Here is a 19,084-nt window from a genome sequence, read left to right as displayed (position 1 = left end):
TCGGAATTTGTCGCATCACGCCTAAAGCGCAACCGAGACGAATGCCCCGTTCAACGCCAGCAGGACTGCAGCCGCCGCCAGCAGGCCGTATGCCCGCTTCCACCGAAGCGCCAAGATGCCGCCGACGGAGCCCGCGAGCCACAGCAAAGGCCAGCCGATTCCCCTGCCAAGCGAAAGCCCATTCCACAAAAGCAGAACGTCGGGAATTACGGCGAAAAGGATACCCAAAGCGACGCAGAAAGCCGCAAGCATGATCGAAAGCGTGACGGCGAGCGACCGCCATAAAACGCGCACCGGAACGAACCGCGCGCTGATCGAGTTCGAGGCTCGCGCAAGGCTGTCGAAATGGCGGTCGTTCAAGGCTCGCAATCGACTTTCGAGCTTTGCGCCGAGCGGGCCGAGCGGCATGCACAAAAGTAAAACCGGAGCCACTGCTTCTGGCGAGGACAGATCGAAAGCCGCAACAATACCGAAGGCTGCGCAGGTCGCGGCGGGCAGATGGGGCGGGATGTAGGTGCCCGCTGGAAAAAGGTCGAGCCACAGCAGTTCGAAGAATACGGCCAGCCCCACGGCCGTCATGGGATCAACGCCAAGCACGGCCCAGACAAGGCCGATGACTAGCGGACGTTCGAGAAAACCTACGATCAGGCCGAAGCGGAAGATTGAAAAGAGGACAAAAAAAAAGCCGTGACGAGGAACCAGAGGGCCTCGGGAGAGTGCGCCGTCACCATCGGTTCTTTACCTGCACAGTGTCGCTCGGGACGCACCGGTAGTCGAGGACCACCTTGTGGGCCGCAAGATAGCCGAGACATCGTTCGTCATCCAGGCTGACGGCAACATGGGAGCAGACTTGTTTTTTGCCGGGGGCGTAGTGAAGGTTGCCGATATTGACGACGGAGAACCTGAGCCCCGCGTCGAAGGCTCTACGAGCATCGGCGCAGGTCGCAAAGAGGATCAGGGAATTGGGCTGCCCCCCCATCTGGGCGATCAATCCGGGAAGCTCGTCGATGGTAGTAAAGAGCACTGAGATGTCCTGCGGGATGGCCAGACCCATGATTTCCTGGCGCAACAGGTCGGCGGCCAATTCGTCGTTGGCCACGACGAGCGTCTCCGCGCCGGTGAACGGCAGCCAAGCCTCGATGACCTGACCGTGCACGAGACGATTGTCGATGCGAACCCAGAACATGCTCAACTCGCGGCGATTTTCTTGCGCAGCACCTCGCCCGCCACGACGATGCCCTGCATTCCGGCGTTTTTGGCCAAAGTGGCCAGTTCCTGCGGCCGCTTGTCCCTGTTTTGCAACACTTTGAGAAGCATGGGGAGGTTGACGCCGGTGATTACTTCCAACGTCCCGGTGGACAGGAGCGACAACGAAAGGTTGGTCGGTGTGCCGCCGAACATATCGGTAAGGATCAAAACGCCGCCGCCCGTGTCGAGTTCCTTGAGCCGCTGCCTGATGGCCGCGACCGTGGCCTCGACCTCGGAGGTCGCGTCAACGCCGATGCTCGCGACGCTCGGCTGCTTGCCCATGATGAACCAAGCTGCGTCGAGCAAAGCCTTGCCGTAATCGGCATGGGTGACGACAAGCACCCCTGTCTGCGGAGAAGACTCGGTCTTGACCATCCGGATCGCGCCTTGGGTATTTACACCCGGTCTATGTGGCGGTGTTCAAGGGTCACCGCATACCCTTTCTCTTTGAGGTATGCAAACAGCCTTTCGGCCACGGCCACCGAACGATGTCGGCCGCCCGTGCAGCCGATGGCTATGGTCAGCCGATACCTGCCCTCGACGGCATACAACGGAACGAGGTAGCCCATGAACCCCAAAAAGCGCTCCAGAAACTCTCGGCCGATGGGGTTTTCCAAGACATACGCCGCCACGTCCGGCTCCTTGCCAGTCAGAGGCTTCAGGGACGGCTCGAAATGCGGGTTAGGCAGGAAGCGCAGATCGAACATGAGGTCCGCTTCCTTTGGGGCCGCGTGCTTGAAGCCGAAGGAGATGATGTGCGTGCGTAGCCCGGCCTGTCCCTGCCGCAGAAAGGACCATTTTTCCTGAAGCGTACGACGAAGATCATGGATGGAATACTGGGTCGTGTCAACGACGAGCGAGGCCGAGGCCCGAAGCGGTTCGAGCAGGCGGCGTTCCTCCTCCAAAGCCTGTTCCAGGCCCAGATCCTCGCATTCCATGGGGTGCGGGCGTCTGGTCTCATGATAGCGGCGCAGGAGTTCGGACTGGTCGGCCTCGAAGAACAGCACCTGCACCCCGATCCGCTCCCCGGCGAGTTCGGCGAGGGCCATCTCCCAGTCTTTGAGAAAATCGTGCTGGCGGATGTCCATGCCCAGGGCCAGCCCCTTGAAGCGGGCATCACTCTGTCCGCGATACAGGGAGGCCAATTTGGGAATCATAGCGGCAGGCAAGCCGTCCACGCAAAAGAAGCCCATATCCTCGAAGACGCGCAACGCCGTGCTTTTTCCCGCTCCGGAAAGACCGGTCAGGACTACGACGGAAAAATGCTGGTCGACGTGCATGGCGTTCTCCTGTTTGGGCGAACGGACAGTTCCCGCCCGCCGGAGATGGGCCAGAGATTTCCCGCAGGTTGCCTCAGGCGTCCGCGAGAAGTCTCCACAACGCGCCTTGATCCGGCGCGGCCAGGAGCGCGGCGCGAAAATCCTGGCTTTTCAGCAGACGCGAGATATGCGCCAAAAGGCGCAAATGCTGCCCGGCGGCATCGACCGGCGCGAGCACCATAAAGAAAATGCGGCATGGCTCGTTGTCCAGCGCGTCGAAGGATACGCCTTTGACACTGCGGCCGACCGCGAGAAGAATGTCTCCGAGGCCGGGAAGCTTGCCGTGCGGGATGGCGATACCGTCGCCGATGCCCGTGGTGCCCAGGCGCTCGCGCTCCATGAGCACGCGCGCGGCTGTTTCGGGATCAAGTTCCGGGTGTTCTGTTGCGAGCGGCGCAACCATTTCGGCGAGAACTTCCGCCTTGGTGGTTGCCTCCAGTTCCGCGAGAACGGACGTTGGCGCGAGATAGTCTCCAAGTTTCATGACGTGCGTCGAATTCCTCGTGTTGCGGCGACAGCCGTCGTTCGCGCCGCGGCGCGGGCGGGACCGCTTCCCTGCCCGCGCCGCCGTCGGCGAGTTTCCCCGATTCGCCCGCCGACTTAGAAGCCGGGATCGATCAGCCCGAATTCACGGTCGTTGCGGCGGTAGATGACGTTCAGCCGCTCCGTCTCCGCGTTCAGGAAGACCAAGAACTCGTAGTCCAGGCTTTCGAGTTGCATGGCCGCCTCCTCGACATCCATGGGCTTGGGGTCGAAATGGTCGGTTCCCACGATGCTCTTGGTTCTGGCGTCGCCCTCGCCCGTGAAGCTGATGACGTCCATGCGCACGGCCCTGGTTTCGGCCTTGCCGCCGCGTTTGTTCTTCTGCTTTTCGCGGATGCGTTTCAACTGGGCCAAAACCTTGTCCAGCACCATGTCGATGGTCGAATACATGTCCTCGGAGGATTCGTTGGCCGACAGGTGGAGGTTGTCATCGGAAACCGTGACTTCGGCCACCTGCCGGATCTTTTCCACGGAAAGGTTGACCTGCACCTCGGAATCCTCGGTGTTGGAAAGATATTTGGAAAGCTTCTCGAAGCGCTTGGCGGCGTAGTCCTTGAGGTGCTCGGAGGGATCGAAATTCTTGAAATTGAATGCAATGTTCATATGACGCTCCTTGCTGGAATTAAAAAATCTCTTTGCGCTTGCTCGAAGACGGAATGTTCAGCGCGGTGCGGTACTTGGCCACTGTCCGGCGGGCTATGTTGACCTGGAGCTTGTCCTTCAGGATGTCCACGATTTTTTCGTCGGACAGCGGCTGGTGGGAGTCTTCCTCGCCGATGAGTTGTTTTATCAACGCCTTGACGCTTTCGGAGCCCACCTCCGACCCGTCATCGAGCGTGAGGGCGGAGTTGAAGAAAAACTTGAGTTCGAAGGTTCCGTGCGGCGTGGCCACATATTTGTTGGTGGTGATACGGCTGACCGTGGATTCATGCATGCCGATGTCGTCGGCCACGTCCTTGAGGATCAAAGGCTTGAGATGTTTAACCCCCTCCTCGAAAAAATCCCGTTGGAACTTGACGATACTCTCCAGAACCTTGAACAGGGTGCGCTGACGCTGGTAGAGGCTCTTCATGAGCCACACGGCCGAGCGCATCTTTTCCTGGAAGTAATCCTTTTCCTTGCACTTCGCCCCTTGCAGGCAGTCCATGTACATGGAGTTGAGCTGCAACCGGGGCAGCCCTTCCTCGTTCAGGAGGATGACGAACTCGTCCTCGAACTTGTACACGTAGGCATCCGGGGAGACATAGACAGGCTCGCTGGTGCCAAAGCTCGATCCAGGCATGGGGTCGAGCGTCTGGATGATGTCCAGATACTCCTTCAACTCTTCGAGCGTCAGCTTGAACTTCCGGGCCAGCGGCTTATAGCGTTTCTTTTCTAGGTCTTCGAGGTGTTCCGAAATAAGGGAGACAAGGACGGGATCGTCGTAGCCGAGAGCCTCGACCTGCACGAGCAGACACTCGCGAGGATCGCGGGCGGCCACTCCCAGGGGGTCGAAGCGCTGCACGCGTTTGAGCACGCGCTCGACATCCTCGACGCCGGACTGCGTGATCTCTGCAATCTCCTCCACAGGGGAGGCCAGATAGCCGGAGGAATCGAGATTGCCCAGGATGTGTTCGGCGATCTCCATCTCCTGCTCGGTAAAATCGGAGAGACGGATTTGCCAGGCGAGATGGCCATCAAGCGAGTGCTTGCCCGTGAGCCGGGCCTCGAAGCCCTGACCCTCTTCGAGCGCCTCGTATTCACGCACCTGGGATTGGCGCGAGGCGCTGGCGAAGTCGCCCAGATAGTTGTCCCAGTCCGCCTCGCGGCGCAACGCGTTCTCATCGCCGGGCATCTCCCGCACGACATCATTTTGCGCAACTGGCTCGCGGCCCTCGGAATCCAGATTCGGCTCAGGCTCGTCGAATCCTTCCTCAAGGAAAGGATTCTCCATCAATTCCTGATTCACCGTCTCCACCAATTCCAGGCGGGAAAGCTGCAGGAGCTTGATGGCCTGCTGCAACTGGGGGGTCATGACCAGCTGCTGCGATAATTTGAGCTGCTGTCTGAGTTCGAGCGCCATGTATGCCTTTGTGCCGATGCGCGAGGACTCTTCAGCCCTTCACAGGGATGCGGCCGGGAGTCCGGAATTTTTTGAGCCGCAAATCGTACCTGCGAGTCCTTGTCGCCCGGCTGATTCTTATGGACAACATGCCACACTCGTCCTGCCCTTGCAACGGCTCAAGGCTTGTGTGGCAAGGTTTTTTCAAAGTTGGCACGAAAATTCCATTAAAGGCAGAACTCCTCACCCAGATAAACCTGCCGAGCGCGGGGATTGGCGGCGATTTCCTGCGGAGTGCCCGTAAGAATGATCGTGCCATCGAAGACGATGGACGCGCGATCGCAGATGGAAAGCGTCTCGCGCACGTTGTGGTCCGAGATGAGAATGCCAATGCCCTTGTCCTTCAGTCCCCGGATGATCTCCTTGATGTCGTCCACGGCCAGCGGATCGATGCCGGCGAAAGGCTCGTCGAGGAGGATGAACTTGGGGCTGCGGATGAGAGCCCGAGCGATCTCCAGGCGGCGGCGTTCACCACCGGAAAGATGCACGGCTCGTGATTTTTCCAAACGGCGAATGCCCAACTCGTCGAGCAGGGCGTCGCAGCGCATGCGCTGCTCCTTGCGCGAGAGATCCGTATGTTCCAGGATGATCTCCATATTTTGGCGCACGGTGAGCTTTTTGAAGATCGAGCTTTCCTGGGGCAGGTAGGAAAGCCCCTCCCTGGCCCGCAGATGCAGCGGCCAGCGGGTCAATTCGCGATCGTCGAGAAAGACGTGCCCAGAGGTCGGCTTGACCACGCCGAGCAACATGTAGAAAGTCGTGGTTTTGCCCGCCCCGTTGGGCCCCAGGATGCCGAAGACCTCGTTCTGGCCCAGGGAAAGCGAGACGCCCTTGACGACTTCCCGCTGGCCGTAGACCTTACGCAGTTCCCTGCCTTCAAGTCTGCTGGACATGCGTCAGTCGGCCTTCGGTGCGGAACCAGGGGACGGGCTGGTTGCGTTCTGTCCCTGCGGAGTCGGCCGGGCAGGCGCAAACTCATCGCCAGTGGTGAAGAATACAGCCTCGACGCGCTTCTTGCCGCCGAGCACTTCGCTTCGGTTGGTCTTTGAATAGAAGCGGATCACCTCGCCCACAACGCGGTTGGGGCCATCCACGATGACCGGGTTGTCCTCCATGGTCAGCACACCGTCGGCAACCACGAAGGTCGCCTTGCCGCTAAAGCCTTCCCGGCCTTGATGCAGCATGCGTACGTTGCCCACGGCGACCACGGTGCGGATCTCGGCGTCCTCGGCGGCAAGAGAAGGCCCCGTGCCCTCCTTGGCTCCGTCCTTGGGCGTCAGGTAGCCGGTCAGTTTGTCGGACCATATCTGCATCTCGCCGCGCACCACGTGCACCTGCCCCTCGAAGATGACCGTGTCGCGCTCCTGACTGTAGGTCAGTTTGTCCGCTGTGATGCGCGTAGGGACGCTCTCGGAGGCGGCCGCCGCCTGAGCAGAGGCGGAAAGCGGCGCGCCGAAGACGACGGCCAAGGCCACCATGACCATCCACAGCATATCCATGATATGATTACGCATTGTTGCCTCTATTGTCCCGTGCCAGGAGCGAATGAATCGCGCGAGGTCGTTACCCGAACGCCCTCGGGAGCGGTCATGTCCTGCGTCACGAGGTCGATCTCCAGACGCGGGGCATGCATGACCATGTCTCCCCGGTCCACAATGGCGTCTCCGGTGATGACGATGCGCCGTTCGGCGCCGAGATAGTCCAGTCTGTTTCCGGTGACCGTGACCTGCCCGTACGTGGCGATCACGTGCGGCGTCAAGACCATGGTGTTGGCGGCCTGGTCCACCTCGCCCTGCGGCGCCCGGATGACCAACATGGGCGTGGGCCCGTCCGCATAATAAGAAATGACGGGGTTCGTCAGCAATACCGTTCCTTTCTTTGAATCGTATCCGGCAGACTCGGAGACAAGCTCCCACAGCAGCGCCCCGGCTTCGCCTTGCGACAGGGTAATGCCCTTCGCCGAGACGTCAACGTTCAGATCTTTGGGAAGTTGTCCGATGAGATCGCGGGCCAGATCGATGTCGTCCTTGAAGAACTGCCAGCCCCAAAGACCCGCGCCCGCAAGCAGCGCAAGCAAAAGCAGCGCCAGGGAGAATTTTCTGCCCATCAGTCGCTCCAGGCCCGCCAGCACTCCGCATACTTGCCTTGGGCATCGAGGATGAAAGCGATGGCCTCGCGTGCGGCTCCATACCCACCCGAGCGAGACGAAACCCAAGCCGCGAGCGCCAGTATCTCGGGTTGGGCGTTGGACACGGCCATGGGCAGGCCCACGACACGCATGGCCGTGGCGTCGACCCAGTCGTCGCCCAGATAGGCGATCTGGGAAAGCTCAAGCGATTTGCGCGTGGCCATATCCATGATGAGGGAACGCTTTTCGACGTGTCCGGCGTGGTATTCGGCAATGCCGAGTTCGCGGACCCGCGAGGCTACGGCCGCATGATCCAGACCGGTGATGACCGCGACCTCTAGCCCCATGCGTTGCGCCAGCTTGATGCCCAGGCCGTCCTGAACGTGGAAGCGCTTCATGATCCGTCCATCGGCGTCGTAATAAAGGCCGCCGTCGGTCAACACTCCGTCCACGTCCAGCACGAGCAGGCGGATGTCGCGGGCTTTTTCAGTCGGCACGGGGCACGCTCCGCAGGGCGAGAAGTTCGCGCAAAAGGGGCTCGAGCCGGGCCAGCGGCCAGGAGTTGGGGCCGTCGCACAGCGCCTTGTCCGGATCGGGGTGAACTTCCAGGAAGAGCCCGTCCACGCCCGCAGCCACGGCCGCCCTGGCCAGGGTCGGCACGAACTCGCGCTGGCCGCCCGAGGCGCCTCCCTGCCCGCCCGGCAACTGCACCGAATGCGTGGCGTCGAAGACCACGGGGTGGCCCAAGGACTTCATGATCGGCACGGACCTGAAATCGACCACCAGATTGTTGTAGCCAAAGCTCGCGCCGCGCTCGGTCAGCCAGACCCGCCTGCCTCCCGCCTCGGCGAGCTTGGAGACCACGTTCTTCATGTCCCAGGGGGCAAGGAACTGGCCCTTCTTGACGTTGACCACCTTCCCGGTGGCTGCGGCGGCCACCAGAAGATCGGTCTGGCGGCACAAAAAAGCCGGAATTTGGAGCACGTCCGCCACCTCGGCCACAGGTGCGGCCTGCTCGGGCAGGTGGATGTCCGTGACGATCGGCAGGCCGGTCGCCTCGCGCGCCTCGGCCAGCCAGGAAAGCCCCGTCGTCAGGCCGGGTCCCCGAAAGCTCGTGATGGAGGTCCGGTTGGCCTTGTCGAAGGAGCTTTTGAAGATGGCCGTGATCCCCAGGCGTCCGGCGACCTCGGCCACGGCGGCCGCGACTTCGAGCGCCAGGGAGCGACTCTCCAGGGCGCACGGCCCGGCGATGAGGAACATCGCCTTGCGGCTTTTCTCGTACAGGTCGCCTGGCGCGGCGGGAGAGACCGTCACGACGCGCCCCCGCCTATTTCCGGCCTTTCATGAACCCGAAAGCGGCCTTGATGAACTCGCGGAACAGCGGGTGCGCCCGCATGGGACGCGACTTGAACTCGGGGTGGAACTGGCAACCCAGGAACCAGGGGTGGTCCTTGAGTTCGACGATCTCCACGAGTTCACCGTTGGGCGACGTTCCGGAGAAGACGTAGCCGTGCTTCTCCATGTCCGCGCGATATTTCTGGTTGAATTCGTAGCGATGGCGGTGGCGTTCGTGGATGGACTCCTCGCCGTAGGCCTCGAAGGCCTTGGTGTCTTTGGCCACGACGCACGGGTAGCTCCCCAGGCGCATGGTGCCGCCCAGGTCGGAGTTCTTGTCGCGCTTCTCCACGCACTGACTGCGAAAATCGAACCACTCGGTCATCAGGTAGATGATCGGGTCGGGGGTGTCGTTATCGAACTCCTCGGAATCGGCCCGGTCGATCGAAAGGACGTGGCGCGCGGCCTCGATGCAGGCGCACTGCATGCCAAGACAGATGCCAAAGAAGGGAATCTTGTTTTCGCGCGCGTGCCGGATGGCCTCGATTTTGCCCGGAATGCCTCGCGCACCGAATCCGCCCGGGACGAGCACGCCGTCCACATTCTTCAGGCGCTTGGCCACGTTGGAACGGTCCAGCTCCTCGGAATTGACGTACTCGAGGTTGACCTTGACCTCGTTGGCCACGCCGCCGTGGATCAGCGCCTCGTGCAGGCTCTTGTAGGCCTCCTTGAGGTCCACGTATTTGCCCACGATGCCGATGGTGATCTCGGCCTTGGGGTGCTCCATGCGGTGCACGAGTTGCTCCCAGGGCGCGAGATCGGCGTTCTTGGCAGGCAGCCTGAGCATGATGGCGATCTTCTGGTCCACGCCCTCGTGGTAGAATTTGAGCGGCACTTTGTAGATGGAATCCACGTCAACGGCCGAGAAGACCGCGTCGCGGTCCACGTTGCAAAAGAGCGCGATCTTGGCCTTGATGTCCGCGTCGAGTTCCCTCTCGGACCGGCACAGGATGATGTCGGGCTGAATGCCGATGCTGCGCAGTTCCTTGACGCTATGCTGCGTGGGCTTGGTCTTCAACTCGCCTGCCGCGCTGATGTAGGGCACGAGCGTCAGGTGGATGTAGAGGCAGTTTTCCTTGCCCAGGTCGCCGCGCATCTGGCGGATGGCCTCCAGGAACGGCTGGCCCTCGATGTCGCCCACGGTGCCGCCGATCTCGATGAGGGCCACGTCCTCGTCCGTGACCACGGAAAGGATGGCCCGCTTGATTTCGTCGGTGATGTGCGGGATGACCTGGACCGTGCCGCCCAGGTAGTCGCCGCGGCGCTCCTTCTGGATGACCCGGTTGTAAATGGAACCGGAGGTAAAATTGTTCTTCTGGGTCATGAAGACGTCAATATAGCGCTCGTAATGCCCCAGATCGAGATCGGTCTCGGCCCCGTCCTCGGTGACGTAAACCTCGCCATGCTGGAACGGGTTCATCGTGCCGGGATCGACGTTGATGTAGGGGTCGAGCTTCTGGATGGTGCATTTGAGGCCCCTGGCCTTGAGCAACGCGGCGATGGAGGCCGCGGCGAGGCCTTTGCCCAGGGACGACAGCACGCCGCCGGTGATGAAAATGAACTTGGTCTTCATGCAACTCCTCATGACTTTCCTGACGCGAAATTGATGACTGGATCGAACGCCCAACCCGCCGGATTGTATGCGGCAAAAATGGCCTTGAAAAGGGCTTTTTCCACCAAACCGCAACATGTCCGGCAAGCCTTGGTTGACGCCGTTTCCACCTGGCCTTATGGTGCGCCCGGACAGAATATGTCATGATTCGGGGAGTCTCCCCCAAAGATATCCCCAGGACACAGGAGTCGCGCCTTGCAAGCGGTCAACACCCTCGTCATCACCGGTCACGGCACCAACTGCCACAAGGAATCCGCGCACGCGGCGCGCCTCGCCGGGGCCGACCGCGCGGACGTGGTCTTCTTCTCCGACCTGCGCGCGGGCCGCGTGAAGCTGGCGGACTACAACCTCCTGATCTTTCCCGGCGGATTCCTGGACGGCGACGACCTGGGCGCGGCCCAGGCGGCCGCGCTTCGCTGGCGCTACATGGCCGACGCCGAGGGCAGGCCCCTGGTCGAGGACCTGAAAAGCTTCTTCGACGACGGCGGGCTGATCCTCGGCATCTGCAACGGCTTCCAATTGCTGGTCAAGCTCGGGCTGCTGCCCGCGATCGGCGGCGACTATTTCCAGCGCACGGCATCGCTCTCCAACAACGACTCGGCCCGCTTCGAGGACCGTTGGGTGTGGCTTGCCGCCAACCAGAAGAGCCCGTGCGTCTTCACCAAGGGGCTCGACCGCCTGTACCTGCCCGTGCGCCACGGCGAGGGCAAGCTCGTCTTCGAGGACGACGCGGCCATGCGCGCCGCGATGGGCGCGAACCTGCACGCCCTGTCCTACGTGCACCCCGAAACGGGTCTGCCCACCGAGGAATATCCCTTCAATCCCAACGGCTCGCCCCACGGCATCGCCGGGCTGACCGATCCCTCGGGCCGCATCCTTGGGCTCATGCCCCACCCCGAGGCCTTCAACCACCCCACCAACCATCCCAACTGGACGCGCGGCGCGAGCGATCCGCTCGGCGTGAGCCTGATAGAGGGCGGGGTGCGCTTCCTGAAGGACGGCTGATTGGCCGAATCATCCGGCATCCCGGTGCACATGGCTTCGCGTCCCGCGCCCCCCTCCCCGCCTCCGGGCTGGTCCTCCTGGGATGATCCGATGGCCCTGGCCCTGGCCGAGGCCGCCGCTGGCGCGGCGGCGGGCGAGGTGCCGGTGGGCGCGCTGCTCCTGGCCCAGGATGGCACCGTTCTCGCCCAGGCGCACAACGCCTCGATCGGCCTCAACGACCCCACGGCCCACGCCGAGGTGCGCTGCCTGCGCCAAGCCGCGCAAACGCTCGCCAACTACCGCCTTTCGGGCACAACCCTGGTCGTCACGCTCGAACCGTGCATCATGTGCCTTGGGGCGCTCGTGCACGCGCGGGTGCGGACGGTGGTCTTCGGCGCCACCGACCCCAAGACCGGGGCCTTCGGCTCGCGGCTCGACGGCCCCGCCCTGCCCTTCCTCAACCACCGCATCCAGGTGCTCGGCGGCGTGCTGGCCGAGGAGTGCGGCGCACTGCTCACGGATTTTTTCCGCTCGCGCCGGACCTGACGGACGACCGCGGCGGCCCCGGCGAATGCCTAAGGATTTTTTCCGCCCGCGACACGCCCGACGTCACCCCAGGCTTGACGCCGCCCCCTACTTGCAGGTATCAACCATGCCCTTCCGCAGGGAAACGCGGAGAGGTAGCGAAGTGGCCGTAACGCGCCCGACTCGAAATCGGGTTGTCGGTGATGAGCCGGCACGTGGGTTCGAATCCCACCCTCTCCGCCATTTTCATCTATTCTGTTCGATACGATTCCCCTTGGCAGCATGAACGCTCGTCAGCGACGGACGGCTAGTCATCAGCCGTTTGCCGTCGGGCACTGTCCAAGGCCGCGTGGCGCCCCCTCCCCTTGACCCGTGGCGCGCGGCGGCATACGAGACTCCCCGCATGGCACTCATCAGCGTTTCCGACCTCTCCATGTCCTTCGGCGGGCCGCTTCTGCTCGACCGCGTCTCCTTCCAGATCGAGGAAGGACAGCGCGTGTGCATCGTCGGCCGAAACGGTGAAGGTAAATCCACCCTCCTGCGCCTCTTGAGCGGCGACCTTGAGCCCGATTCGGGCCGGGTCTCGCGCGCCACGGGACTTCGGGTTGCGCGCCTCTCGCAAAAGGTGCCCGAGGATCTGCACGGCACGGTCCACGAGATCGCGACGGAGGGGCTGGGCGAGGCAGGCAGGCTGATCGCGGACTATCACCGCGCGAGCCGCGAGGTGGCGCACGGCGCGGACCCGACCGGCCTGGCCGAGATCGGGCAGGCCCTTTCCGAGCACGGCGGCTGGGAGACCCTGCAAAACATCGACACCGCCATCTCGCGCCTGGGCCTGGACCCCGAGGCGCGCTTCGAAGAGCTTTCCGGCGGGCTCAAGCGCCGAGCGCTCCTGGCCCGCGCGCTTGCGGGCGACCCGGACGTGCTCCTGCTCGACGAGCCGACCAACCACCTGGACATCGACTCCATCGCCTGGCTGGAGGAGTTCGTACTGCGCCGCGTGCGAACGCTGGTCTTCATCACCCACGACCGCATGTTCCTGCGCCGCATCGCCACCCGCATCATCGAGCTCGACCGGGGACGCCTGGCCGACTGGTCCTGCGACTACGACACCTTTCTCGCCCGCAAGGAGGCCCTGCTCGAAGCCGAGGAGAAGAACTGGGCCGAATTCGACAAGAAGCTGGCCCGCGAAGAGGCCTGGATTCGCCAGGGCATAAAGGCCCGACGCACCCGCAACGAGGGCCGCGTGCGCGCTCTCAAGCGCCTGCGCGAGGAACGCCGCGCCCGACGCGAGCGCCTGGGAACGAGCAAGATCGTCGTCCAGGACGCGTCACCCTCGGGAAAGATCGTGGCCGAGGCCGTGGGCGTGTCCTTCGCCTACGACGAGAGGACGATTTTCCGGGATCTCGACCTGACCATTATGCGCGGCGACAAAGTGGGACTCATCGGCCCCAACGGCGCGGGCAAGACCACGCTCATCCAGGTGCTGCTCGGCCGCCTTGCGCCCAGCACGGGCACGGTCAAGCTCGGCACGCGCCTGGAAGTGGCCTACTTCGACCAGCACCGCGAACAGCTCGACCCGGCCAAAACCGTGCGCGAGAGCATCGCCGACGGCAACGACACCGTGACCGTGAACGGCGAGCCGCGCCACGTGATGGGTTATCTCAAGGATTTCCTCTTCCCGCCCGAGCGGGCCATGAGCCCGGTCGGCGTGCTCTCTGGCGGTGAACGCAACAGGCTCTTGCTGGCGCGGCTCTTCACCCGGCCCTCCAACGTGCTGGTCATGGACGAACCGACCAACGACCTGGACGCCGAAACCCTGGAGCTGCTCGAAGAGCGGCTCATGGAATACTCGGGCACGGTGCTCGTCGTGAGCCACGACCGCGCCTTCCTCAACAATGTCGTGACGAGCACCATTGCCTTCGAGGCCGATGGCCGCGTGGCCGCATACGTGGGCGGCTACGACGACTGGCTGCGGCAGCGTCCGGTCCCGGCCGCACCGGCTGAAGGCCGCGAACGCACGAAGAATTCTGACCTCGCCAACGCCGAGCCCGGCAAGGGCGGGCAGCAAGCCGAGGCGAACCGAATCAGGCCGCGAAAGCTGAGCTTCAAGGAGCAGCGCGAACTGGACGAGCTGCGTGCTGAACTCGGCGAACTTCCTTCCAGGATAGAGGCACTAGAGGCGGATATCGAGGCTGCCCATGCGCGCCTTTCCGACCCGGACCTGTACCGGCAGTCGAGCGACATCGTTGCCACAGCCCAAAATCGCCTGACCGAGCTCGAAGCCGCGCACGCCGAAACCTTCGCCCGCTGGGAAGCCGTGGAAACCCGGCTAGCCGAACTCGACGCCACGAACTGACGAATTCCGCCGCCGCATGCCCACTCATCGGGCATACGATCCTCCCTCCACACCGTGCCGACTTTTCAGTTCCAGTGTCATTGTACCGGGGTATCCCCTCCTGAACGGGAATTCGGCTCATACAGCCCCCTATTCCTTGACCCTGTAGGGTCTTCTGGTACAGTGTGCACACACGCCAGGAGGTGCTTCCTCATGCCGGACAGCTTCTCGCCCCTGCTCCGCGGGGTGCTCGCGCTGCTGCTTCTCGCGACCGCCGCCTGCGGAACGGGCCCCACGGAAGAGGAGAGCCCCAGCCGCACACCCGGAGTCACGACGACCGAAATCCGCATCGGTTCCTCGCTGGCGCTCTCTGGACACGCCGAATATCTGGGCATCCAGACCCTACGGGGCGCACTCTCCTACATCAACTACGTCAACGAAACCGGCGGCGTGCACGGCCGCATCATCAACGTCATCGCCTACGACGATGCCTACGACCCCACCCGCTGTCTGGTGAATACGCAGCGGTTGATCATCGAGGACGACGTTTTCGCCCTCTTCTGCTATGTCGGCACACCTACCACAGCAAAGATCCTGCCACTGATCGAACAGGCGCGCATCCCGCTGGTGGGCATGTTCACAGGCGCCAACGCCCTGCGCGAACCGTTCAATCCGTATCTGATGAACGTGCGCGCGTCGTACTATCAGGAAACCGAGGCCGCCGTGCGCCACATGGTGGAAGACCTGGGCCTGACGCGCATCGCCGTCTTCTACCAGTACGACGCCTACGGCTTCGATGGCCTCACCGGCACCGAACTCGCCCTGCGCAAACACGGCCTGACGCCAGTGGCACGCGGCTCCTACATCCGTGGCACCATGGACATCGCCGATGGCCTGGACCGCATCATCCGTTCGGGCGCGCAGGCCGTGGTCATGATCGGCACCTACGACCCGTGCGCAAAGCTGGTTCAAGAGGCCCGGCGCAAGGGCTTTGATCCGCTCTTTTACACTGTCTCCTTCGTGGGCGGCGAGGAACTCGGCCGCCGTCTGGCACACGACGAGGACGCCTTGGTGATCCTCTCCCAGGTCGTGCCGCCGCCGGACCTCGTACGCCCGGCCCGCTTCGGCGCCGGCGACCCCGGCTATGCCGCGCTGCTGGCCAAGTACTACCCCGGTGACACACCGAATTTCATTGGGCAGGAAGGTTATTTCAACGCCATGGTTCTTGTGGAGGGATTGCGCCGCGCGGGCCGCGACCTGACGCGCGACGCCTTTCTACGCGCCATGGAAAGCCTGAAGGAATTCCCTTTGGCGGAATCTCTCACGGTTTCCTTCAGCCCCACGGACCACCAAGGGCTCGATCGCGTTTATTTCACCCGCTTGCGTAACGGCGAATTCCGCCTCGTCACTGACTGGGGAGAAATCGCGCGCATTCTGGCCGAAAAGGCTCCATTGGATAATCCAGGGAACCAAGCCGATTCAGCGGACGGCCCGGCGCACATTCTTCCTGAACCGCCGCACAGCGAGACGCCCCGCGTCACCCCGGAGAAGGGGCTATGAAATTCTTCGGCAGCATAAGCCTTTCCAAAAAGATATTCATCACCACCCTTGCCTTCATTCTTCTCGTCTCGGGCATCATCGCCCTGCTCGCACGCTGGATTCTCGTCTCGAGCCTCACAGTGGAACTCGAACACCGGGGCACGGCCATCGCGCAAAGTCTTTCCGACCGGGCGCGCAGCCATATCCTGGACAATGACATCCCGAACCTCGTCAGCCTCGCGTTCGATGCAGCCTATCTCGGCGAACGAAGGGATCTCGTTTCCTACATCTTCATCACCGACCCCGAAGGAGACCTGCTGGCCCACACGTTCACCCGCCAATTTCCCCACGAACTGCACGGCATCCCCGCGCCGACCACTGAAACCGCACGCACCGTGCGCGACATGGTCGTGGCCGGTCTTCCGGTCTTCGACATAGCCGTGCCCATCACCGAGGGCATCTACACCATCGGCTCGGTACATGTGGGCCTGAACAAGCGCCACATCGAAAATCTCGTGGCCAAGCTCCGAATCACCTTCCTTGGCTTCATCTCGATGGTCATTGTGGCCGTCTTCTTCATTTCGCTGCGCATCGCCAACTACATAACCATGCCCATCGCCAAACTCACTCGCATATCCGACGAACTTTCGCGCGGCAATTTCGACATTTCCGTCGATCTCGAAGGATCGGACGACGAGTGGAAGCCCCAGGAATGTCCGGCGTACCTGAACACCGACCTGCCCTGCTGGCACTTCGATCAGGCATCGAGCGTCGGAGAACTGGACGAAACGCAGGCCGCGAATCTGCGCACCTGTCGGCAGTGCCGTTTCTATCGCAAAGTGCCCGGCGACGAGGTGCAGCAACTCGCCAACTCCTTCCGCAACATGGTCTGGAGCATCAAGCTCTACCGACGCCGTCTGCGCGAGTCCGAAGAAAAGTACCGTTCCCTGTTCGTCTCCGGCCCCGACCCCATTGTGGTTGTGGACGCCCACACTTTCGAAATACTCGACGCCAATCCCAGGGCGGAAGATGTCTATGGATACACTCGCGAGGAATTGTCACGCATCCCTTACACCGCCCTCGATCCGGATTTCGCCAGCCAATGCCTGGTCCGCATCGATGCGATGACCGAGCAGGGCAACTCCTGCGTCTACTGCTCCAAACTCATCCATTATCGCAAGGACGGCGTACCCATCTACGTCAACTTGCATGCCTGCCCGATCAGCTACAAGAACCGCCAAGCGCTGATTATTGCCTCGGCCGACGTCACCGAAATGATCGAAAAGGATGCCCAACTCATCCAGGCCAGCAAGATGAAGACCCTGGGCGAGATGTCCGCCGGCATCGCCCACGAGTTGAACCAACCGCTGAACGCCATCAAGATGGGCAGCGACTTCCTGACCATGCTCTCCGAAGAGGATACCCCGGTCACGCCTACACAGCTTCGCCCCATCACCAGTGAGATCAGCCAACAGGTGGACCGGGCCACAGACATCATTAATACCTTGCGGGCCTTCGGCCGCAAGGCGGACATGATCCGTGAACATTTGAACGTCAACGACTCCATCCGCGGCGTCCTGAAAATCGTCGGGCATCAACTCTCGCTCGCGGGCATCGAAACCAGCCTCGAACTCGCCGAGCCCTTGCCGCCGATCCTGGCCCATGACAACCGCATTCAGCAGGTGCTCTTTAATCTCGTCACCAACGCGCGCGACGCCATCGCCAAGGCCCCGGCCCCGCCCGAAGACGGACACCGCATAACCCTGCGCACCCTGGTTCGCGACGACAAGGTGCTGGTCCAAGTGCAGGATACAGGCGTGGGCATCCCCGAAAGCGTACGCGGCAAGATATTCGAACCGTTCTTCACGACCAAGGAGACAGGCCAGGGTATGGGCCTTGGACTTTCCATCTCATATGGCATCGTCAAGGATTACGGCGGTGACATCCGCATTGAAAGCGAACCGGGCCGGGGAACGCTCTTCGAGCTGTTTTTCCCGGCCGCGAGAAAGGCCATCGGAGCAATGAAATGACGAAAATACTGGTCATCGACGATGAACGTCCGACCCTGGGCATGTTCCACCTCTTTTTGGAAAAATACGGCTACGAGGTGCTCACGGCCGAAAACGGTCAAGAGGGCCTGGACATCTATGAGACCGAAAAGCCGCCCATCATCCTCACGGACATCAAAATGCCCGGCATGGATGGGATCCAGGTTCTCTCCCGGATCAAAGAAGTAAACCCCCTGGCCGAAGTCATCGTCATAACCGGTCACGGCGACATGGATCTGGCCATCCGGGCCCTGAACCTCGACGCCACCGACTTCATCAACAAGCCCATAAAAAAAGAAGAACTGGATGCCGCACTCCAGCGCGCCGAGGAGCGCATCCGCTTGGCCCAGAACCAGGAAGACGAAGTTCGCGTCCAAACACAAGGCCAAATCATGGTCATCGACGTGCGCGGCAACGTCACCTCGCGCTCCGAGGCCGCCCTTCTGGATGCCTACCGACAAGCGCAAGGGAAAGGCTCGGGCATCCTGCTACGCTTTTCCGAGAACGCCTCCATCAACGGAGCCGGGATCGCCATCCTCACGCAACTGCTGCTCGATTGCAGGGCCAAGGAGATCCCCACCGCCGTCACCGGCCTTTCGGAGAATTTCCGGCGGGTCTTCGGGATCGTTGGCCTTGCCACGCTCACGGAAGTATTCAATTCCGAAGACGAGGCCATCCGCTCCCTCAACGCTTGAATAGGAGGCAGCATGTCACCCGTCATCCAAACCACACGTCGCTGCTTCACATTCGTCGCGGCCCTTGCCTTGGCGATGTTCGCCATGACAGCTGGCTCGCTTGCGCCAAGCGCCAACGCCGCCGAGTTGCCCAAAACGGGCGACACCCTGCCCGCCTTCACCATGCCTGGCCTCGACGACACCAAGGAGGCGGCCTATCTGGGCGTGCCTGCGGGCAAACCCTTCGGGTTGAAGGATATCAAGGCGGATTTTGTGATCTTCGAGATCATTGGCGTCTACTGCCCCCAATGCCATGAACAGACGCCAGGCATGAACGATCTCTTTCGCCGTCTGCGCCGGGCAAAGCTCGACGGAAAGGTCAAGATGATGGCCCTGGCCGCTGGCGGCTACCCCGCCGAAATCGCCTTTTTGCGCGAACAATCGGCCTACCTCTTCCCCATCGTCGCGGACCAGGATTACAGTGTGCACAAAGTTCTCGCGGAACCCCAGACGCCATTCACCATGATCGTCGATAAAAAGGGCGTGGTGCATTTCGCCTACCTGGGAATCATCCGCGACATCGACGGCCTGTTCAGGACAATCTCTGAAATGGCGGACAAATAACCGCGT

The 19,084-nt window shown here is 62.2% G+C and carries 20 protein-coding genes and 1 tRNA gene; 8 read left to right on the top strand and 13 right to left on the bottom strand.

Going from position 1 to position 19,084, the window contains the following annotated elements; translation table 11 throughout:
* Positions 1-21 precede the first annotated feature (21 nt).
* The 13 genes from DSAT_RS13660 to pyrG form a co-directional block, all read right to left on the bottom strand.
* Positions 22-579 (bottom strand): hypothetical protein, encoded by a 558-nt coding sequence (locus tag DSAT_RS13660; protein WP_020888122.1) that lies wholly within the window; start codon positions 577-579, stop codon positions 22-24.
* Positions 580-724: 145 nt separating this feature from the next.
* Positions 725-1,186, bottom strand: a complete 462-nt coding sequence (locus DSAT_RS13655; protein ID WP_020888121.1) for a PTS sugar transporter subunit IIB — start codon at positions 1,184-1,186, stop codon at positions 725-727.
* Between the two features lie 2 nt (positions 1,187-1,188).
* Complete coding sequence (locus DSAT_RS13650) at positions 1,189-1,623, bottom strand: PTS sugar transporter subunit IIA (RefSeq protein WP_020888120.1); 435 nt, start codon at positions 1,621-1,623, stop codon at positions 1,189-1,191.
* 20 nt (positions 1,624-1,643) lie between these two features.
* Positions 1,644-2,528: an RNase adapter RapZ gene (gene rapZ, locus DSAT_RS13645; protein ID WP_020888119.1), complete on the bottom strand. Its 885-nt coding sequence runs from the start codon at positions 2,526-2,528 to the stop codon at positions 1,644-1,646.
* A gap of 73 nt (positions 2,529-2,601) precedes the next feature.
* On the bottom strand, positions 2,602-3,051 hold the full coding sequence (locus DSAT_RS13640) for a PTS sugar transporter subunit IIA (protein WP_020888118.1): 450 nt from the start codon (positions 3,049-3,051) through the stop codon (positions 2,602-2,604).
* Positions 3,052-3,167: 116 nt separating this feature from the next.
* The gene (gene hpf, locus DSAT_RS13635) at positions 3,168-3,713 is read right to left on the bottom strand and encodes a ribosome hibernation-promoting factor, HPF/YfiA family (protein ID WP_020888117.1); all 546 of its coding nucleotides are present in this window, start codon (positions 3,711-3,713) and stop codon (positions 3,168-3,170) included.
* Positions 3,714-3,732: 19 nt separating this feature from the next.
* Entirely contained in the window at positions 3,733-5,172 is a 1,440-nt protein-coding gene (rpoN, locus tag DSAT_RS13630; protein WP_020888116.1) for an RNA polymerase factor sigma-54, read from the bottom strand.
* 206 nt (positions 5,173-5,378) lie between these two features.
* Positions 5,379-6,104: an LPS export ABC transporter ATP-binding protein gene (gene lptB / locus DSAT_RS13625; RefSeq protein WP_020888115.1), complete on the bottom strand. Its 726-nt coding sequence runs from the start codon at positions 6,102-6,104 to the stop codon at positions 5,379-5,381.
* 3 nt (positions 6,105-6,107) lie between these two features.
* Positions 6,108-6,725, bottom strand: coding sequence for an LptA/OstA family protein (locus DSAT_RS13620; protein WP_020888114.1), 618 nt, complete (start codon positions 6,723-6,725; stop codon positions 6,108-6,110).
* Between the two features lie 8 nt (positions 6,726-6,733).
* The gene (gene lptC, locus DSAT_RS13615) at positions 6,734-7,318 is read right to left on the bottom strand and encodes an LPS export ABC transporter periplasmic protein LptC (protein ID WP_020888113.1); all 585 of its coding nucleotides are present in this window, start codon (positions 7,316-7,318) and stop codon (positions 6,734-6,736) included.
* Positions 7,318-7,836 (bottom strand): KdsC family phosphatase, encoded by a 519-nt coding sequence (locus tag DSAT_RS13610; protein WP_020888112.1) that lies wholly within the window; start codon positions 7,834-7,836, stop codon positions 7,318-7,320. Before DSAT_RS13610 ends, lptC begins: the two co-directional genes overlap by 1 nt.
* A complete protein-coding gene (kdsA, locus tag DSAT_RS13605; RefSeq protein ID WP_040371333.1) occupies positions 7,826-8,623 on the bottom strand; it encodes a 3-deoxy-8-phosphooctulonate synthase in 798 nt (265 codons plus the stop codon). The genes DSAT_RS13610 and kdsA overlap by 11 nt, the downstream gene beginning before the upstream one ends.
* Positions 8,624-8,666: 43 nt before the next feature.
* Positions 8,667-10,307, bottom strand: coding sequence for a CTP synthase (gene pyrG, locus DSAT_RS13600; RefSeq protein ID WP_020888110.1), 1,641 nt, complete (start codon positions 10,305-10,307; stop codon positions 8,667-8,669).
* A gap of 234 nt (positions 10,308-10,541) precedes the next feature.
* Here pyrG and DSAT_RS13595 point away from each other — a divergent pair, with 234 nt between their 5' ends.
* The 8 genes from DSAT_RS13595 (at position 10,542) to DSAT_RS13560 (ending at position 19,078) form a co-directional block, all read left to right on the top strand.
* Positions 10,542-11,351, top strand: a complete 810-nt coding sequence (locus DSAT_RS13595; protein WP_020888109.1) for a phosphoribosylformylglycinamidine synthase subunit PurQ — start codon at positions 10,542-10,544, stop codon at positions 11,349-11,351.
* 30 nt (positions 11,352-11,381) lie between these two features.
* Positions 11,382-11,876: a tRNA adenosine(34) deaminase TadA gene (gene tadA, locus DSAT_RS13590; RefSeq protein ID WP_040371331.1), complete on the top strand. Its 495-nt coding sequence runs from the start codon at positions 11,382-11,384 to the stop codon at positions 11,874-11,876.
* A 128-nt stretch (positions 11,877-12,004) separates the two neighbouring features.
* Positions 12,005-12,098: transfer RNA gene (locus DSAT_RS13585), tRNA-Ser, on the top strand.
* A gap of 160 nt (positions 12,099-12,258) precedes the next feature.
* The gene (locus DSAT_RS13580) at positions 12,259-14,214 is read left to right on the top strand and encodes an ATP-binding cassette domain-containing protein (RefSeq protein ID WP_020888107.1); all 1,956 of its coding nucleotides are present in this window, start codon (positions 12,259-12,261) and stop codon (positions 14,212-14,214) included.
* Between the two features lie 192 nt (positions 14,215-14,406).
* The gene (locus DSAT_RS13575) at positions 14,407-15,753 is read left to right on the top strand and encodes an ABC transporter substrate-binding protein (RefSeq protein WP_020888106.1); all 1,347 of its coding nucleotides are present in this window, start codon (positions 14,407-14,409) and stop codon (positions 15,751-15,753) included.
* Positions 15,750-17,762 (top strand): ATP-binding protein, encoded by a 2,013-nt coding sequence (locus tag DSAT_RS13570; RefSeq protein ID WP_020888105.1) that lies wholly within the window; start codon positions 15,750-15,752, stop codon positions 17,760-17,762. Before DSAT_RS13575 ends, DSAT_RS13570 begins: the two co-directional genes overlap by 4 nt.
* Positions 17,759-18,475, top strand: coding sequence for a response regulator (locus DSAT_RS13565; protein ID WP_020888104.1), 717 nt, complete (start codon positions 17,759-17,761; stop codon positions 18,473-18,475). The genes DSAT_RS13570 and DSAT_RS13565 overlap by 4 nt, the downstream gene beginning before the upstream one ends.
* Before the next feature lie 12 nt (positions 18,476-18,487).
* Positions 18,488-19,078 carry a peroxiredoxin family protein gene (locus tag DSAT_RS13560; RefSeq protein ID WP_020888103.1) on the top strand — a complete coding sequence of 197 codons (591 nt, stop codon included), beginning with the start codon at positions 18,488-18,490 and terminating at the stop codon, positions 19,076-19,078.
* Positions 19,079-19,084: the final 6 nt, after the last annotated feature.

This window comes from Alkalidesulfovibrio alkalitolerans DSM 16529 (assembly GCF_000422245.1).
GTDB lineage: Bacteria > Desulfobacterota > Desulfovibrionia > Desulfovibrionales > Desulfovibrionaceae > Alkalidesulfovibrio > Alkalidesulfovibrio alkalitolerans.
This window is presented reverse-complemented; position numbering and strand designations above follow the sequence as displayed.

Coding starts and splice junctions, on each gene's coding strand:
- DSAT_RS13660 (WP_020888122.1), bottom strand. CDS start 579: ATGACGGCCGTGGGGCTGGCCGTATTCTTCGAACTGCTGTGGCTCGAC.
- DSAT_RS13655 (WP_020888121.1), bottom strand. CDS start 1,186: ATGTTCTGGGTTCGCATCGACAATCGTCTCGTGCACGGTCAGGTCATC.
- DSAT_RS13650 (WP_020888120.1), bottom strand. CDS start 1,623: ATGGTCAAGACCGAGTCTTCTCCGCAGACAGGGGTGCTTGTCGTCACC.
- rapZ (WP_020888119.1), bottom strand. CDS start 2,528: ATGCACGTCGACCAGCATTTTTCCGTCGTAGTCCTGACCGGTCTTTCC.
- DSAT_RS13640 (WP_020888118.1), bottom strand. CDS start 3,051: ATGAAACTTGGAGACTATCTCGCGCCAACGTCCGTTCTCGCGGAACTG.
- hpf (WP_020888117.1), bottom strand. CDS start 3,713: ATGAACATTGCATTCAATTTCAAGAATTTCGATCCCTCCGAGCACCTC.
- rpoN (WP_020888116.1), bottom strand. CDS start 5,172: ATGGCGCTCGAACTCAGACAGCAGCTCAAATTATCGCAGCAGCTGGTC.
- lptB (WP_020888115.1), bottom strand. CDS start 6,104: ATGTCCAGCAGACTTGAAGGCAGGGAACTGCGTAAGGTCTACGGCCAG.
- DSAT_RS13620 (WP_020888114.1), bottom strand. CDS start 6,725: ATGCGTAATCATATCATGGATATGCTGTGGATGGTCATGGTGGCCTTG.
- lptC (WP_020888113.1), bottom strand. CDS start 7,318: ATGGGCAGAAAATTCTCCCTGGCGCTGCTTTTGCTTGCGCTGCTTGCG.
- pyrG (WP_020888110.1), bottom strand. CDS start 10,307: ATGAAGACCAAGTTCATTTTCATCACCGGCGGCGTGCTGTCGTCCCTG.
- tadA (WP_040371331.1), top strand. CDS start 11,382: ATGGCTTCGCGTCCCGCGCCCCCCTCCCCGCCTCCGGGCTGGTCCTCC.
- DSAT_RS13580 (WP_020888107.1), top strand. CDS start 12,259: ATGGCACTCATCAGCGTTTCCGACCTCTCCATGTCCTTCGGCGGGCCG.
- DSAT_RS13575 (WP_020888106.1), top strand. CDS start 14,407: ATGCCGGACAGCTTCTCGCCCCTGCTCCGCGGGGTGCTCGCGCTGCTG.
- DSAT_RS13570 (WP_020888105.1), top strand. CDS start 15,750: ATGAAATTCTTCGGCAGCATAAGCCTTTCCAAAAAGATATTCATCACC.
- DSAT_RS13565 (WP_020888104.1), top strand. CDS start 17,759: ATGACGAAAATACTGGTCATCGACGATGAACGTCCGACCCTGGGCATG.
- DSAT_RS13560 (WP_020888103.1), top strand. CDS start 18,488: ATGTCACCCGTCATCCAAACCACACGTCGCTGCTTCACATTCGTCGCG.